At 69.7% G+C, this 16,297-nt stretch carries 12 protein-coding genes and 1 pseudogene; 4 read left to right on the plus strand and 9 right to left on the minus strand.

What is annotated here, in order from left to right; genetic code table 11:
• The first annotated feature begins 120 nt into the window (after window positions 1-120).
• From ACTMTI_RS20230 to ACTMTI_RS20240, 3 genes and pseudogenes are all read left to right on the plus strand, one after another.
• On the plus strand, window positions 121-270 hold the full coding sequence (locus ACTMTI_RS20230) for a hypothetical protein (protein ID WP_441121980.1): 150 nt from the start codon (window positions 121-123) through the stop codon (window positions 268-270).
• Between the two features lie 97 nt (window positions 271-367).
• Window positions 368-1,570 (plus strand): annotated as a pseudogene (locus ACTMTI_RS20235) (RNA-guided endonuclease InsQ/TnpB family protein); the annotation flags it as partial.
• 269 nt (window positions 1,571-1,839) lie between these two features.
• A complete protein-coding gene (locus ACTMTI_RS20240; RefSeq protein ID WP_441121981.1) occupies window positions 1,840-4,143 on the plus strand; it encodes an ATP-binding cassette domain-containing protein in 2,304 nt (767 codons plus the stop codon).
• Window positions 4,144-4,189: 46 nt separating this feature from the next.
• On the opposite strand, the gene ACTMTI_RS20245 is transcribed toward ACTMTI_RS20240, so the two are convergent.
• Window positions 4,190-5,059, minus strand: coding sequence for a hypothetical protein (locus ACTMTI_RS20245; RefSeq protein WP_441121982.1), 870 nt, complete (start codon window positions 5,057-5,059; stop codon window positions 4,190-4,192).
• A 33-nt stretch (window positions 5,060-5,092) separates the two neighbouring features.
• On the minus strand, window positions 5,093-5,986 hold the full coding sequence (locus ACTMTI_RS20250) for a S66 peptidase family protein (protein WP_441121983.1): 894 nt from the start codon (window positions 5,984-5,986) through the stop codon (window positions 5,093-5,095).
• A 99-nt stretch (window positions 5,987-6,085) separates the two neighbouring features.
• Between ACTMTI_RS20250 and ACTMTI_RS20255 the strand changes: the two genes are divergently transcribed.
• Window positions 6,086-6,964: a sulfotransferase family protein gene (locus tag ACTMTI_RS20255; protein ID WP_441121984.1), complete on the plus strand. Its 879-nt coding sequence runs from the start codon at window positions 6,086-6,088 to the stop codon at window positions 6,962-6,964.
• Here ACTMTI_RS20255 and ACTMTI_RS20260 read toward each other — a convergent pair.
• The 7 genes from ACTMTI_RS20260 to ACTMTI_RS20290 all read right to left on the minus strand — a co-directional run bounded on the left by ACTMTI_RS20260 (window position 6,936) and on the right by ACTMTI_RS20290 (window position 16,297).
• Entirely contained in the window at window positions 6,936-8,822 is a 1,887-nt protein-coding gene (locus ACTMTI_RS20260; protein ID WP_441121985.1) for an ABC transporter ATP-binding protein, read from the minus strand. The genes ACTMTI_RS20255 and ACTMTI_RS20260 overlap by 29 nt on opposite strands.
• Before the next feature lie 385 nt (window positions 8,823-9,207).
• Window positions 9,208-10,029, minus strand: a complete 822-nt coding sequence (locus ACTMTI_RS20265; RefSeq protein WP_441121986.1) for an enoyl-CoA hydratase/isomerase family protein — start codon at window positions 10,027-10,029, stop codon at window positions 9,208-9,210.
• Between the two features lie 131 nt (window positions 10,030-10,160).
• Entirely contained in the window at window positions 10,161-10,376 is a 216-nt protein-coding gene (locus tag ACTMTI_RS20270; protein ID WP_125642298.1) for a helix-turn-helix domain-containing protein, read from the minus strand.
• A 113-nt stretch (window positions 10,377-10,489) separates the two neighbouring features.
• Window positions 10,490-12,088, minus strand: coding sequence for an ABC-F family ATP-binding cassette domain-containing protein (locus ACTMTI_RS20275; RefSeq protein WP_441121987.1), 1,599 nt, complete (start codon window positions 12,086-12,088; stop codon window positions 10,490-10,492).
• A gap of 110 nt (window positions 12,089-12,198) precedes the next feature.
• Window positions 12,199-14,784 carry an exo-rhamnogalacturonan lyase family protein gene (locus tag ACTMTI_RS20280; RefSeq protein ID WP_441121988.1) on the minus strand — a complete coding sequence of 862 codons (2,586 nt, stop codon included), beginning with the start codon at window positions 14,782-14,784 and terminating at the stop codon, window positions 12,199-12,201.
• The gene (locus ACTMTI_RS20285) at window positions 14,781-15,401 is read right to left on the minus strand and encodes a rhamnogalacturonan acetylesterase (RefSeq protein ID WP_441121989.1); all 621 of its coding nucleotides are present in this window, start codon (window positions 15,399-15,401) and stop codon (window positions 14,781-14,783) included. The genes ACTMTI_RS20280 and ACTMTI_RS20285 overlap by 4 nt, the downstream gene beginning before the upstream one ends.
• The gene (locus ACTMTI_RS20290) at window positions 15,398-16,297 is read right to left on the minus strand and encodes a carbohydrate ABC transporter permease (protein ID WP_441121990.1); all 900 of its coding nucleotides are present in this window, start codon (window positions 16,295-16,297) and stop codon (window positions 15,398-15,400) included. The genes ACTMTI_RS20285 and ACTMTI_RS20290 overlap by 4 nt, the downstream gene beginning before the upstream one ends.

Below are 16,297 nucleotides of genomic sequence, written 5' to 3' on the forward strand. Positions count from 1 at the left end.
TGTTCGGGATCGGCGACTTCGACCAGCCGCTGGCGTTCACGTTCGGCGGGCGCCTGGTGTGGAACGCCAGGGTGTCCGACGCCAGCACCGACGAGGTGCGGCGGGAAGCTACGGGAGAGCTTGTGCTTCTTTCCCGACGAGGACAAGCCCGCCAGGGACGGCCTCGTCCCCGGCGGGCAGGCCGGGTACCCGTTCTGGACGGTCGAGTACTTCTACGCCAAGGAGACCTCGCGCCGGTTCCCTGGCGGCTGCATTCATCAAATCTCTTGAGCGTGGAAATCTCCGCCTTCAGGCGGGGGAGGAAACGCGGCACGGCTCCGCATGGGATGGGAACAAACAAGCGAACCTCGGCTGTGGTTACGCTAAGATGATCGGCGTGGCACACAGCGTGAAGCGGGCCTACAAGTACCGCTTCTACCCGACCCCCGGGCAAGCCGCGGAGCTGGCCCGGACGTTCGGTTGTGTCCGCCTGGTCTACAACAAGGCCCTGCAGGAACGCAGCCGCGCCTACGCCCTTGAAGGGCGGCGCGTCTCCTATCTGGAGTCCTCGGCGATGCTCACAGGGTGGAAGCGCAGCGGCGAGTTCGGCTTCCTGGGCGAGGTGTCGTCGGTGCCGTTGCAGCAGGCGCTGCGGCATCTGCAGGCGGCCTTCGCCGGCTTCTTCGCCAAGCGCGCGAAATACCCTGCGTTCAAGTCGCGGAAGAAGTCGCGGGCGTCGGCGGAATACACCCGCTCGGCGTTCCGCTGGCGCGACGGAGCGCTGACGCTGGCGAAGATGGATCAGCCGCTGGACATCGTCTGGTCGCGTCCACTCCCGGAGGGGACTCAGCCGTCCACGGTGACCGTGAGCCGGGACGCGGCAGGGCGCTGGTTCGTGTCCCTGCTGGTCGAGGAGGAGATCGCGCCGCTTGCCCCGGTGCAGGCCATGGTGGGCGTGGACGCGGGTCTCAGCGTGCTGGCCACCCTGTCCACCGGCGAGAAGATCACGAACCCGGGGTGTGAGCGGGCTGAGCGGCGCAGGCTGGCCCGGGCGCAGCGGGCGCTGGCCCGCAAGGCCAAGGGCAGCGCCAACCGGGCCAAGGCACGGCTCAAGGTCGCCAAGGTGCATGCCCGGATCGCCGATCGGCGCCGCGACCATCTGCACAAGGTCACCACCCGGCTTGTTCGCGAGAACCAAGTGATCGCCGTGGAGGATCTGACCGTCCGCAACCTGGTCAAGAACCATCGCCTGGCGCGCGCCGTCTCGGATGCGGCCTGGCGGGAGCTGCGCGGCATGCTGGCCTACAAGGCGGCCTGGTACGGGCGGCGCCTGCTGGTGGTGGATCGCTGGTTTCCCTCTTCCAAGCTCTGCTCGGCGTGCGGGGTGATCCAGCCGTCGATGCCGCTGAAGGTCCGGGCGTGGCAGTGCGCGTGCGGCGCGCTGCATGATCGGGACGTGAACGCGGCGAGAAACATCTTGGCCGCCGGGCTGGCGGACAAGTAAAACGCCTGCGGAGCTGGTGTAAGACCTCAACGGAAGTCCCTTCCGAGCGGGCGACCGGCGGTGAAACAGGAACCCTCACGGGCAACCGTGGGAATCTTCCTCGTTCACGAGGGGGAGGATGTCAAATCCCCATCCCGTCCGAAAAGGGCCTGCTCCCGCGACAAGATCCGGCATGCGGGGTACGGCGAGGCGTACGCGAGGTGAGCGCGAGGCGAAGCCTTCGGTTCAGCCGGACGGATCGGAGATTTGGAATGTACGACGTACGGTACACTGTACGGTGCATGGGGATGCGGGACGCTGTAGGCTGTCCCAGCTATCCCCTTACACCATAAAAAATCAGACGATAGAAGGGTTCCGTGGTCTCCAGCCACCAGGCAAGCAGCGTACGCCGTCATGATCACACCGCCGCCGACAGCCACGACCTCATCCAGGTCCGCGGCGCCAGGGAGAACAACCTCAAGGGCGTCTCCCTCGACATCCCCAAGCGGCGCCTCAGCGTCTTCACCGGAGTGTCCGGCTCCGGCAAGTCCTCGCTCGTCTTCGACACGATCGCCGCCGAGTCACGGCGGCTGATCGACGAGACCTACGCGGCGTTCATCCAGTCGTTCATGCCGAGCCTCGCCCGCCCCGACGTCGACGCGCTGCACAACCTCAGCGCGGCGATCATCGTCGACCAGGAGCGCATGGGAGCCAACCCCCGCTCCACCGTGGGCACCGCCACCGACGCCCACACCATGCTGCGGATCATGTTCAGCCGCATCGGCACGCCCTACGTCGGCCCCGCCTACGCCTTCAGCTTCAACGGGGCCGAAGGCATGTGCCCCCAGTGCGAGGGCCTGGGCAAGGCGTCCGAGATCGATGTGGACGAACTGGTCGACAGGGAGCTGTCGCTCAACGAAGGGGCGATCAAGGTCCCCGGGTTCGCGGTGGACAGCTGGCAGTGGCAGGTCATGGCCGGCTCCGGCCTGTACGACCCCGCCGTCAAGCTGAAGGACTTCACCCCCGAGCAGTGGGAGGACTTCCTCCACAAGCCGCCCACCAAGCTCAAGTACGGCACCAACAACTTCACCTACGAAGGGCTCGCCGGCAAGGTCAGGCGGACCCTTCTCGGCAAGGACCGGGAGTCGATGCAGCCGTCGGCGCGGGCGTTCGCCGACCGGGCGCTCAAGCTCACCGTCTGCCCGTCCTGCGACGGCACCCGGCTGAACGAGGCCGCGCGCTCGGCCAGGATCGACGGCCTGAACATCACCGAGTGCGCGGCCATGCAGATCAACGACCTGGCCGGCTTCATCCGCGGCATCGGCAACCCGGTGGTCGGCCCGGTCGTGGAAGGGCTGCGCTCGACGCTGGACTCGCTGGTCGAGATCGGCCTCGGCTATCTGAGCCTGGACCGGGAGTCCGGCACGCTGTCCGGCGGCGAGGCGCAGCGGGTGAAAATGGTGCGGCACCTCACCTCCAGCCTCACCGACGTCACCTACGTCTTCGACGAGCCCACGGCCGGGCTGCACCCGCACGACATCCAGCGGATGAACACCCTGCTGCTCCAGCTGCGCGACAAGGGCAACACGGTGCTCGTGGTCGAGCACAAGCCGGAGACGATCGCGATCGCCGACCACGTGGTCGATCTCGGCCCGGGCGCGGGCACCGCCGGCGGGCAGCTCTGCTACGCGGGCGACCTGGACGGGCTGCGCGACTCGGACACGCTGACCGGCCGCTACCTCGATCACCGCGTACGGCTACGCGAGCACGTCCGCAAGCCGGCCGGGCAGCTGTCCATCGAGGGCGCGACGCTGCACAATCTGCGCGACGTGAGCGTGGACATCCCGCTCGGCGTGCTCACCGTGGTCACCGGCGTGGCCGGGTCGGGCAAGAGCTCGCTGATCCACGGATACGTCGCGGGCCGCGAGGGCGTGGTCGTGGCCGACCAGTCGCCGATCCGCGGGTCGCGCAGGAGCAATCCGGCCACCTACACCGGGCTGCTCGACCCGATCCGGGCGGCGTTCGCCAAGGCCAACGGGGTCAAGCCGGGCCTGTTCAGCGCCAACTCCGAGGGCGCCTGCCCGGCCTGCAAGGGCATCGGGCTGATCTACACCGATCTGGCGATGATGGCCGGGGTGGCGTCGGTGTGCGAGGAGTGCGAGGGCAAGCGGTTCACGCCCAAGGTGCTGACGTACACGCTGCGCGGCAAGAACATCAGCGAAGTGCTCGACATGCCGGTGGCCGAGGCGCGCGAGTTCTTCGCCACCGGCCAGGCCCACACGATCCTCGACCGCCTGGCCGCGGTCGGCCTCGGCTACCTGGGTCTGGGCCAGCCGCTGACCACGTTGTCGGGCGGCGAGCGGCAGCGGCTCAAGCTGGCCATCCACATGGCGAAGAACGGCACGACGTACGTGCTGGACGAGCCGACCACGGGCCTGCACCTGGCGGACGTGGACCAGCTCCTGGCCCTGCTCGACCGGCTGGTCGAGGACGGCAACACGGTCATCGTGATCGAGCACCACCAGGCCGTGATGGCGCACGCGGACTGGATCATCGACCTCGGGCCGGGGGCCGGGCACGACGGCGGGCAGGTGGTCTTCGCCGGCACCCCGCGCGAGCTCGTCGACACGGGCACCTCGCTCACGGCGATCCACCTGCGCGACTACGTCAGCCAGGAGTAGCCGGCGCGGCGGCTCCCGGTCAGGCCCGTGACCGGGCGCCGCCACCTTAGACGGCCAGGCGGGCCAGGACTCGCGCGAACTCCGGAGGCGGCGCGACCACGAGCCTGGTCTGCCCGCCGTGCACGACGATGTCGGCCCTGATGAGTGTCAGCCGGCCGCCGTGCCACCAGTAGACCTGCGGGCTGAGCCCGTCCGTGCGCACCGCGTGGACGCGCAGCCGCTCGATGGCCCGTACCACGCCGATGCCGTCCACCGGGTGCACCAGCATCGTGTAGGGATCGGGCAGCACGGCCAGCACCCCGTCCACGGGCACCGGCAGGTAGTCCCGCAGCCAGCGCAGGTGCGTGGCGGCGGAGGGCCAGCGGCCGGTCAGCCGGGTCACCGGCGTACCCGACAGCTCGATGCCCTCCACGAGCAGCCGTTCGTCCCTGCGGACGTTGGAGATGGCCAGATCGATCGCCCGCGCCGTGGGCAGCGGCCAGCACCCGGCCTCCTCGGGGCGCACGGCGCGCGGGCCGATGGTGAGCAGTTCGACGAGGTCGGCGTTGAGGTGGCGGCCCACGACCCGGGTCAGATCGGGCACCTCGTCGACGGACTCCACCCGGGTCCGCAGCAGCGGCCCGGCCTGCTCCAGGTCGCAGGCGTCCAGCCGCTCGCCGGCGCTGGCGACGGCGTGCGCGAGGTGCTCGGAGACCAGCACCGGCCAGTCCTCCCTGGCCCTGCGCCCCGCTTCGCGCCGCAGCCCCGTGAGCCTGACGACCAGCGTCGTGTCGCCCCTGAGCGTCACCGACGAGCCGTCGCGGGCGAACTCGAAGGAATATCCGTGGGATTCCGCGACGAGCGCCAGCAGCGAGTCAAGGTCGACGTCTTCGGCGGGCCTGCGCGAGGGCTCGCGGTCACGCCTGAACAAGCTCACGCGCCGTGTCCCTTTCTGTCGGGTTCGTCCCTCCTACCTTGCCTGCTCCCCGTCTCCGAAGCAGTCAGCTAGGGAGCACGATTCGGTATCGATAACCCCAAGTCTCCCCAGCCACAGGCTCATCTGTGGTGACCCGTGTCCCACCGGAAGGCCCGCCAGAATAGGCACTCCGAGCGGTCCCAGACGGTCTCGAAGGACCGGGTACGGGTCGCCGCAGTCCTCCCACGACCCGAGGGCGATCCCGCGCACCCCGTCGAACGCCGCCGCCTGCAGCAGTTGGGTGAGCATGCGGTCGATCCGGTACGGCTCCTCCCCTATGTCCTCCAGGAACGCGATCTTCCCGGCGAACGACGGCTGCCACCGGGTGCCGCACATGGAGGCCAGCAGCGACAGGTTGCCGCCGGCCAGCACGCCCTCGGCCCGCCCCGGCGACAGCACCCGATCGCCGGGGACCGGCTGCGGCGTGCCGAAGAGCGCCGCCTGCAGGCTCTCCCAGGTGCGCGGCTCGGGACCCGCCTCGTTCGCCATGACGTCGCAGGCCGCCATCGGGCCGTGCAGTGTGGGCACGCCGAGCTCGATGGCGAACGCGTTGTGCAGCGCCGTGATGTCGCTGGAGCCGAGCAAGACCTTGGGGCCCGCGGCGCGCATCGCGTTCCAGTCGAGCAGGTCGAGGAGCCGGCCGGCGCCGTACCCGCCCCGGCAGCAGAACACCGCTGCGACGGCCGGGTCGCACCAGGCGGCCTGCAGGTCGGCGGCCCGGGCGGCATCGTCGCCCGCGAGGTAGCCGAGCTCCTGGCGGTCGAGCACGTGCGCGCCGACCACCACCTTCAGCCCAACGCCCGTCAAAAGCTGGACGCCGCGCTCGAGCAGGACCGCGCTGGGCGGCCCCGACGGCGCGACGATCGCGACGGTGTCACCTTGCCGCATCGATCAACTCCTCGCGGAATGCCGGAATCGGGGTCGCGGTAAGGACCGATACCGGCAGTGGCTCGTACACCTCGAAACGGTGTCACACTTAACGACCGTATGCGACTTCCGCCCCACATTCTCGTGGTCAACGGCATCAAGGTCCGCAGGCCGGTCTTCCTGCTCGGAGCTCCGCATTCCGGCGCGGGCCTGCTCGCCCGTGCCCTGAAACGCTCCCCCGGCTTCCACGTGACCATGGGCCGCGCGTGTGTGGCGCACGTGGTGTACGCCTTCGCCCGCAAGCCGTCCATCGGCCGCACGAGCGGCGCCGTACGCGTCTTGCGCGACGCGCTCGCGGAGTCGTGGCAGGTGCTGCCGCGCTCCTGCGGCCAGTGCGCCGAGCCGTGCAGGGAGGCCGGCGGCGTGACCGGCACCGGGCCGTGCGTGTCCACCAGCGAGATCACCAGGTTCGGCGACGGCAGCCCCGACCTGATCTACAGCGCTCCCGTGCTGCTGCAGGCCTTCCCCGACGCCCGTTTCGTGCAGCTCATCCGCGACGGCAGGGACGTGGCGGCCGACATGCTGGCCGATCCGGAGTGCCTGGCGTGGTTCCGGCCGGCGCTGCTGCCGGCCGAGTTCCCCAACACGTTCCTGGGCGTCAACAAGGACGAGCACCTCGACCGGTGGAAGGGCATGCCGACGGCCGGCAAGTGCGCCCTGCGCTGGCGCGGCGCCGTACGCCTGAGCGCCGAGCTGCGCAGGACGCTGCCCGAGGAGCAGCTCCTGACGCTGCGCTACGAGGACCTGGTGCTCAAGCCGGCGGAGTCGGTGGCCACGCTGACGGAGTTCCTGGAGACGCGGGTGTCCAAGGTCGCGTTGTACGCCGCCCGCGCTCCCGAGGTCGGCGCCTGGCGGACCCGGCTCCGGCCCGCCGACCTGGAGCTGGTGGAGAAGGTGGCGCGGGAGGAGCTCACGCGCCTGGGCTACCTGAAGAGCTGAACTGGGTGCGGTAGAGCTCGGCGTAGAGCCCGCCGCGCGCCAGCAGCTCCTCGTGGCCGCCGCGCTCGGCGATCCGGCCCTGGTGCACCACGAGGATCTCGTCGGCCTCCCTGATCGTCGACAGCCGGTGCGCGATGACCAGCGACGTACGCCCCTCCAGCGCCGTCTTCAGCGCCACCTGCACCGCCGCCTCGGACTCGGAGTCGAGGTGCGCGGTCGCCTCGTCGAGCACGACCACGCGCGGGGCCTTCAGCAGCAGCCTGGCCAGCGCGAGCCGCTGCTTCTCGCCGCCGGACAGCCGGTAGCCGCGGTCGCCGACGACGGTCTCCAGCTGGTCGGGCAGGCCCTCCACGAGATCACCGATCTGCGCGGCCCTCAGAGCCTCCCAGATCTCCTCGTCGGAGGCCTCCGGCCTGGCATAGCGGAGGTTGGCCGCGATCGTGTCATGGAAGAGATGGGCGTCCTGCATGACCACGCCCACGGTGTCGCGCAGCGAGTCGAGCGTGGCCTCGCGCACGTCGAGGCCGTTGATCCGCACCGCGCCCTCGTTGACGTCGTAGAGCCGGGAGACCAGCGAGGTGATCGTGGTCTTGCCCGCGCCCGAGTGGCCGACCAGGGCGATGAGCCGGCCCGGGCGGGCCGTGAAGGAGACGCCCTCCAGCACCGGGTTCGAGGGGCTGGTGTCCTGCCTGGCCACCGACTCCAGCGAGGCCAGCGAGACCTCCTCGGCGGCCGGATAGCGGAAGCGCACGTCGTCGAACTCGATCGTCACCGGGCCGTCCGGCACGGGCACGGCGCCGGGCTTCTGCGCCACCATGGGCTGCAGGTCGAGGATCTCGAAGACGCGGTCGAAGCTCACGAGCGCGGTCATCACGTCGACGTGCACGTTGGACAGGGACGTGAGCGGGCCATACAGGCGCATCAGGAGCGCGGCCAGGGCCACCAGCGTGCCCAGCTCGAAGACGTCGGAGACGGCCAGGACGCCGCCGATGCCGTACACCAGGGCCGTGGCCAGCGCCGCGACCAGGCCGAGCGCGACCCGGAAGACGGTGCCGTACATGCCGACCGTCACGCCCACGTCCCGCACCCTGGCGGCCCTGCTGCCGAAGATCTCGGCGTCGTCCTCGGGGCGGCCGTACAGCTTGGCGACCATCGCGCCGGCCACGTTGAACCGCTCGGTCGTGACGGAGCTCAGCTCCGCGTCGAGCTGCATCTGCTCGCGCGTCAGCGCCGACATGCGGCGGCCGACGAACTTGGCGGGCACGATGAAGATCGGCAGCAGCACCAGCGCGACCAGCGTCACCTGCCACGACAGCACCAGCATGGCGCCCAGCACGAGGACCAGGCTGACCACGTTGGAGACCACGGACGACAGGGTGCTCGTCAGCGCGCGCTGGGCGCCGATCACGTCGGTGTTGAGCCTGCTGACCAGCGCGCCGGTCTGCGCCCGCATGAAGAACGCCACCGGCATGCGCTGCACGTGGTCGAACACCTCGGTGCGCAGGTCGTAGATCAGCCCCTCGCCGATGCGCGCCGAGAACCACCGCTGCGCCAGCGTCAGCCCGGCGTCCACCAACGCCAGCACGGCGATCGCCACGGCCAGCCCGACCACGACACCCGGGCGCTTGGGCAGGATGCCGTCGTCGATGATCGCCTTCATCAGCAGCGGGTTGGCGATCACGATCACCGCGCCCACCACGACGAGCAGCAGGAACGCCGCGATCTGCTTGGTGTAGGGCCGGGCGTAGCGGGCGATGCGCCGCACCGTTCCCGGGCTCAGCCGCTGCTTGGTCACCGAGCCGTCGCGGCGCAGAGACATCATCACGTTGGGGCCGAAGCCCCCACCCATCATCGCCATCCAGGGGATCCCTCCTCCCCCGGAGACAGCGCTGCGGAGCAGGCCGGTGATTCCCAGGTCAGCTCACAGCTTGGCGATTCGTCTTCCGGCCCCGCACGTGCGGGTTTCCGCGCCCCGACCCGCCCAGCCGGCCGAGAAGGGCGATCCCGGCCCGGCCTACCGCCAAGCGCGCCCACACCAGCACACTACCGCCGCCCTCGTTGCGCAGCCGGACCCGCCCGGGCACAGGGCACGCGCTCCCCCCATCGCGCCGCCCGCCCGCCTGCGCGCCCGCCTGCCTGCCGCGCCCGCCCGCCGGCTCTGGGCCGCAGTCCGCGCTCTGTGCGCCCTCAGTGCCCTGTGGCGCCCGAATCGGCCTAAGTTGGAACGTCGGGCGCCGGGTTGTTCAGCCGAAGAGCGCCTTGATGCGGGCGGCCTGCTCCAGCCCCTCGGCCGCGCACTGCTCCTCCAGGGTGCGTGACGACGCCCCCTGGAGGAGTCGCTTGGTCGCGGCGGCCGCGTCCCGGTTGACAGCCAGCAGCTCCGCGATCTTGTCCTGTACGGCTTGCGAGAGGTCGCCCCCGGCGACCACTTTCTCCGCGAGGCCGATTCGCATGGCCTCATCCGCGTGCACGGTCCTGGCGGTCAGGCAGATGTCGATCGCCTTGGCCAGGCCCACCAACTCGACTAGGGGCTTGGTCCCCGTCAGGTCGGGCACCAGTCCCAGTGCGGGCTCCTTCATGCAGAACGAGACGTCATCGGCCACGATGCGCAGGTCGCAGGCGAGCGCGAGCTGGAACCCCGCGCCGATCGCGTGCCCCTGCACCGCGGCGATGGAGACGATCTCCGGGCGGCGCAGCCACAGGAATCCCGCCTGGGCCTGTCTGATGCGCTGCTCGAACTCCGCGCCGCCGCTCGCGGCCGCCGAACTGAACGAGCCCTGTCCGGGCACCCCCTCAGGTGTGAACATTCGCAGGTCGATACCTGCCGAGAAGGACGGTCCCTCACCTTTCACGACGACGACGCGCACCTGCTCGGGCAGGCTCTCGCCGATGCGACCCAGTGCCGACCAGATGGCGAACGTTTGTGCGTTGCGCTTTTCCGGCCGGTCCAGCGTGATCGTCGCTATCTCACCGTCCGCCTCGTAGCGAAGTCCGATCTCCGCCAATCGCTCGGCCGAGATGTCCTCCGTGTACCCCCCGCGCTGCCGCGCCTCTGCTTCCGCCATTGCCGTCTCCCTAGTGACCCGGCCAGTGCCACTGACCGTCGCGCCCGAGCCTACAGAAGATGATTCTGGCTCGGGCGCGACGGCGGCTGACTAGGGACGAGCGGCTGCGGTCGCACGTTCCGAGGCGGCCGTCAGCGCTTGGACTTGCCTCGGGTCGCCCCGCCGCGCCCGCGCAGAGTCACACCGGACTCGCTGAGGATGCGGTGGATGAACCCGTAAGACCGACCGGTTGAAGCGGCCAGTGCCCGGATGCTCTCGCCCTGGGCGTAGCGCTTCTTGAGATCGCCGGCCAGTTTTTCCCGGTCGGCCCCGGTGACCCGGGTGCCCTTCTTCAGTGTCTCGGCCACGAGTACCTCCTGTAGTGCCGGACTTCCGCAGCGTTACTCCGCCATGATCAGTCATTTCAGCGGGATCGGCTACCTACTCCACGGGAAAAGATCCGTACCCACTCAAATTAAGATCAGGCAAGTGCCACAAGATCGGAAAATTCGTCGCTCCATGCGTCTTCAGTTCCGTCCGGTAGCAAGATCACCCTATCTGGTGACAGGGCGTCAACGGCACCCTCGTCATGTGTGACTAGGACGATTGCTCCTGAATATGACCTCAGAGCGTTGAGAACCTGCTCCCTGCTGACCGGATCGAGGTTGTTGGTGGGCTCGTCGAGAAGCAGGACATTGGCACTGGAGAGCACCAGCATGGCCAGCGCGAGCCGGGTTTTCTCGCCGCCGGAGAGCACCCCGGCGGGCTTGTCGACGTCGTCGCCGGTGAACAGGAACGAGCCGAGGACCTTGCGCAACTCGGTGTCGGTGAATTCGCCGCCGGCCGATCGCATGTTCTCCAGCAGGGTCCGGCCGGCGTCGAGGGTCTCGTGCTCCTGGGCGTAGTAACCGATTTTGAGGCCGTGGCCCGGCTTGATCGCGCCGGTGTCGGGCTGCTCGATGCCGCCGAGCAGGCGCAGCAGCGTGGTCTTGCCGGCGCCGTTGAGCCCGAGGATGACGACCCGGTGACCTCGGTCGATGGCCACGTCGACGTCGGTGAAGACCTCCAGCGAACCGTAGGACTTGGACAGGCCCTCGGCGGTGAGCGGGGTGCGGCCGCACGGCTGCGGGTCGGGGAAGCGGAGCCGGGCGACCTTGTCGCTCTTGCGCTCCTCCTCGGTGCCGGACAGCAACCGGTGCGCACGGCGCATCATGTCCTGGGCCGCCTTGGCCTTGGTGGCCTTGGCACGCATCTTGTCGGCCTGCGCGAGCAGCGCTCCGGCCTGCTTCTCGGCATTGGCGCGCTCGCGCTTGCGGCGCTTCTCATCGGTCTCGCGCTGAGCTAGATACGCTTTCCAGCCGACGTTGTAGTGATCAACCGCCGACCGGTTGGCGTCCAGGTGCAGGACCTTGTTGACCGTCGCTTCAAGAAGCCCGACGTCATGGCTGATGATCACCAAGCCGCCCTGATGAGATCGCAAAAAATCACGAAGCCACCCGATTGAGTCTGCATCAAGGTGGTTTGTCGGCTCGTCGAGAAGGAGAGTTTCCGCACCGCTGAACAGAATTCTGGCCAATTCCACGCGCCTGCGCTGACCGCCGGAAAGCGTTTGCAACGGCTGCCCGAGCACCCGGTCGGGCAGGCCGAGGCTGGAGGCGATGGAGGCGGCCTCGGACTCGGCGGAGTAGCCGCCGAGCACGTGCATCTGGTCCTCGAGCCTGCCGTACTTCCGGACGGCCTTCTCCCTGGTGCGCTCGTCGGCCGAGGACATGCCGACCTCGGCCTCGCGCAGCTTGCGCAGGACCTCGTCCAGGCCCCTGGCCGACAGGATGCGGTCGCGCGCCAGCACCTGCAGGTCGCCGGTGCGCGGATCCTGCGGCAGGTAGCCGACGCTGCCGCTGGTGGTGACGGTGCCCGTGGCGGGCAGCGCCTCTCCTGCCAGGACCTTGGTCAGCGTCGTCTTGCCGGCGCCGTTGCGGCCGACGAGCCCGATCTTGTCACCGGGATTGACCCGGAAGGAGGCTTTTTCGATGAGCAGGCGCGCGCCCGCGCGCAGCTCGATGTCATTGGCGATGATCATGGTGGCGGAACACTCCCGAGCTAGGAAACGAGGATTGGGCGTGCGACGCCGATCAATCGGGAGTATGCATACCGATCAGTGTAGGGGCCACAGAAGGGGCTCGCCTCCCGTTAACGTTCCGCCAGGTGCTTGCCGATCAGCGCGAGGTTGTGGATGGCGGCCAGGCCGTACTGGGCGGCGTCGTTGGTGCTCACGAACGGCGCCTCCCGTACGGGGTGGAGCACGTTCGACCCGTCGGCCAGCGTCAGGCGCCAGTCCTGCTTGCGCTGCAACGGGTTGCTGTTGAGCTGGTCGCCCTCGTCGCGGGCGAACTTGCGCCACGCCCAGGCGGCCAGCTCGGCGTCGCCCGTCCGGGCGGCCGCGTACGCGGTGAGCCTGCTGTGCGCCTGGATCAGCGAGATCCCCGACAGCCGCTGTCCCACCTCGGCCTCCTGCTGCTCGGGGGTGGCGAGGTAGAGCCGGCAGTAGTCCAGCCACGCCCGCTCGAACCCGGGCACGCCGAGGTCGAGCGCGATGAGCTCGGCGCACATCTCCGGCAGCCCGAACAGCGACGACAGGTGCGAGACGGAGATCTTGTCGCGGGAGGTGTCGAACCGGCCCGTCTCCAGGTTCAGCCGCGCCTCGCCGGTCAGGAAGCCGTTCGGCAGCGCCCCGATGTCGGCCATCGTGCCCAGCAGCCGGTCTTTGGCCCGCTCGTCGCCGTACCGCTCCCATCGGGTCAGCCACGCCGCCGCCAGCGACCCCCAGTCGGTCCCGAGGCCGACCGACAGCGCCGACGGGTCCGGGGTGTAGACGTCCTCGCGCACCTTGCGCGTGGGATCGATCACCACGAACGTCTCCTCCGGCGTGCTCAGTTCGTCGAGCAGGTCGCCGGTGCGCTCGTCGGCGGTCAGGTAGTAGTAGAAGCGCCGGTAGGCGGCGTTGGAGATGCGCAACTGCTTGCAGCTGCACCCCCAGTGCTGCACGTTGTGCCGGGTGCCCAGGCCCTTCCACCGGCCCAGGTGGTAGACGTCGACCTCGCCGGTGTGGCGGGTCATGGCCTCGGCGAAGCGGAAGACGTCGGCCCGCCCGGTGCGCAGATACTGCAGCCACAGCCACAGATCGGGCGAGAGCTCGGAGTTGTCCCAGGCGTAGCCGCCCACGTCGTAGCGCCAGGTGTGCCGGTCGTGGTCGTAGGTGTGCATGACGTCGCCGTAGTCCCAGAACCCGTACCAGCGGCGCTGCTCGCGCTCCAGCGCGTACAGGTCGAACAGGAAGTCCAGCCGGTCCTCGATGCGCGCGTGCGCGGGCGTGGAGCGGTCGGGCAGCTCCCACACGCCGAACACGCCGGCCTCCCGCACCCGCTCGGGGGACGCGGCGAGCAGCCCTGGCCGGTTCATCGAGGCCGCGTACGCCGCCAGGTCCGGCGACGACGGCGTGGCCGCGCAGGCGCGCAGGGTCAGCTCGTGGGTGCGTGCCACGCCGTGGGCGTCGCCGAAGCCCGGCTCGTAGTCCTCGTAGGTAACCTCCAGGCCTTCGAGCTGCTCGGCGAAGGTGTCCTGGCCCATTCCGTCGTGGTAGAAGCGCAGGTCCATGGCGGGCGCGGACGGCGACCACAGCCAGACGGTCGCGGTGGCCAGATCGGTGGCCGCGTTCCTGATGTCGAGGCGGGTGGGGTGCAGCCGCCAGAAGTCGCGCAGGCCGAAGCCGAGGCCGCCGCTGACGCCGCCGGCGTAGCCGTACCCGGCCGAGCGGGTGCCCGACGGGATCGTCACCCAAGCGTGGCCTTCGGCGGTGCGTTTGCGCAGCGTGAAGCCGTCGGCGGAGCTCTGGTCGAGGGTGTAGTCGTTCCAGGCCGGGATGAGGTGCAACCGGTTGCCGACCTCGGGGGCGATCTCGCCGCACGGCCTGCCCTCGACCTGCGCCCTGCGTACGGACTCGCCGGGGTCTCGGCGCAGGCCGGTCAGGCCGCGGACGGCCTCGGTGAGGAACCCGTCGCTCCCGGCCAGCCTGATGTGCCTGTCGTGCGGCTCGTCGCGCATGACCACGTCGGCCCGCAGGCCCAGTCCGGCCAGGAAGTCCCGCTCGGGGTCGCCGTCCCAGACGAACGTGTGCATGATGCGCACGTCTTCCGCGCCGGCGTAGAAGTACAGGCGCACGGTGAACGGCAGCCAGTCGCCGTGCCGGCCCTCCAGGCGCACCACGGCCCGCACGGGGCCGTCCTGCTCGACGGTGACCCGCTCGACCAGGCCCGTGGCCTGCTCGCGGGCCACCGGGCCGCCCTCGTCGGGGGTGGGCTCGCTCTGGCGGAGGCTGACCAGGCGGACGTCCCTGGCGATCTCGCGGCTCCCGCGCGAGATCGACCGGGCCAGCGTGCCGCCCGCCTCCTCGATCGTCCAGGTCACCACACCCGTGCCGACGGTCAGCACGCCGCCCTCGCGGGCGACGGTGACGGGCCTGGCCGGCGCGGCGGGGGCGCGGCCCGGTTCGAGCCGGTAGGCCACCGCGGAGTTCCGGCGGGCCCCGATGGCGTGCGCGGACCACTTGACCGAGCCGTCCGGCCAGGTGGCGGTCACCCAGCTCTGCACGGGCACCTCGCGCCCGTCCGCGTCGTTCAACGCGAACGGCGCGCCCCGCTCCACCGCGCCGCGCGGCCACGGGACTCCCCAGGTCACTCCTTGCTCGCCCGGTCGGTCCAGCCAGCGCAGCACAGTCATGCGATCTCCTTCAATCGCTCAGCGACGATCGCGGCCACCTCGTCGGCGCCGCGGAAGCAGAAGTGGGTGTCGTCGGCCACCCCGTCGGGGTAGAGCGGGTGCAGCCCGGGCGGGAAGTGCGTGAACAGGGCCTTGGACCCCTCGGGGCCGAGCCGTTCGTACAGCTCGGTGGTGGCGGCGGTCAGGTCGATCAGCGGCACGTCCTCGACGGCGGCCAGGGCCCGCACCTGGTCGGGGTAGCCGCCGTGCGTCGGCACCAGCCGCCGGCCCTCGAACCTGCGCCGCTGCACCGGCGTGCACAGCACCGGCCGCGCCCCCGCCCCGCGCGCCTCCTCGACGAAGGCGCGCAGGTTGTCCTGGTACGGCAGCTCGGGCTCCTTCTGATCGTTGTGCCCGAACTGGATCACCACGACGTCGCCGGGGACGGCCTCGCGCAGCAGCGCCGCCCACAGCCCTTCGGCCCGATGGCTGGCCGTGGTGGCGCCGCCCTTGGCGAAGTTGCGCACCGGCCTGCCGGCGTACGCTCCGAGCTGCGCCCCCCAGCCCGACATCGGCGCTTCGAACGCCGGGCAGGTGGCGACCGTCGAGTCACCGGCCAGCAGGATGGCACGGGTCACTCCTTGACGCCTCCGATCAGCACGCCCTTGGTGAAGTGTTTCTGCAGGAACGGGTAGAACAGCAGGATCGGCAGCGTCGCGATCACCACGACCGCGAACTTCAGACCCTGCTCGGGCGGCACGAACGTCCGGTCCATGTTCGCGAGCGCGTCGGCGGCGTCGGCGCTCGTCAGCTGGCGCACCAGGACCTGCAGCGTCCACTTGCTGGGGTCGGTGATGTACAGCAGCGGCGACATGTAGTCGTTCCAGATGCCCACTGCGTAGAACAGCGAGAACGTCGCGATGATCGGCTTGGACAGTGGAAGGACGATCTTGAAGAAGACGCCCATCTCGTTGCAGCCGTCGATGCGCGCCGCCTCCTCCAGTGCCTGCGGCAGCTCCTGGAAGAAGCTCTTCACGATGATCAGGTAGAACGGGTTGATCGCCAGCGGCAGGATCAGCGCCCAGTAGCTGTCCAGCAGCCCCAGGTCGCGCACCACCAGATAGGTGGGGATCATGCCGCCGGAGAAGACCAGCGTGAAGATCACCAGGTTGAGTATCAGCGTCCGGCCTGGCAGGTACCGCTTGGCCAGCGGATACGCCATGGTGAACGTCAGCACCAACTGCACCACCGTGCCGACCGCCGTCACGATGATGGTCGTGAGCAGCGCGCGGACGAAGGTGGGGGTGGAGAAGATGAACGTGTACGTGTCCGTGACGAACTTCTCCGGCCACAGGAAGAACGGCCGCGAGGCGATCTCCGACTCGCTCGCGAAGGATCCCGCCAGCACGTACAGCAGCGGCAGCACCGTGACCAGCGCCAGGCCGACGAGCACGATGACGTTGAACGTGTCGAAGGCGCGGCTGCCGATCGTGTCGTACTCGCTGCTCAGCTTCTTCTTGGTCTTGGTCGACAT

It is taken from the genome of Nonomuraea sp. H19, from assembly GCF_052068215.1.
Taxonomy (GTDB): domain Bacteria; phylum Actinomycetota; class Actinomycetes; order Streptosporangiales; family Streptosporangiaceae; genus Nonomuraea.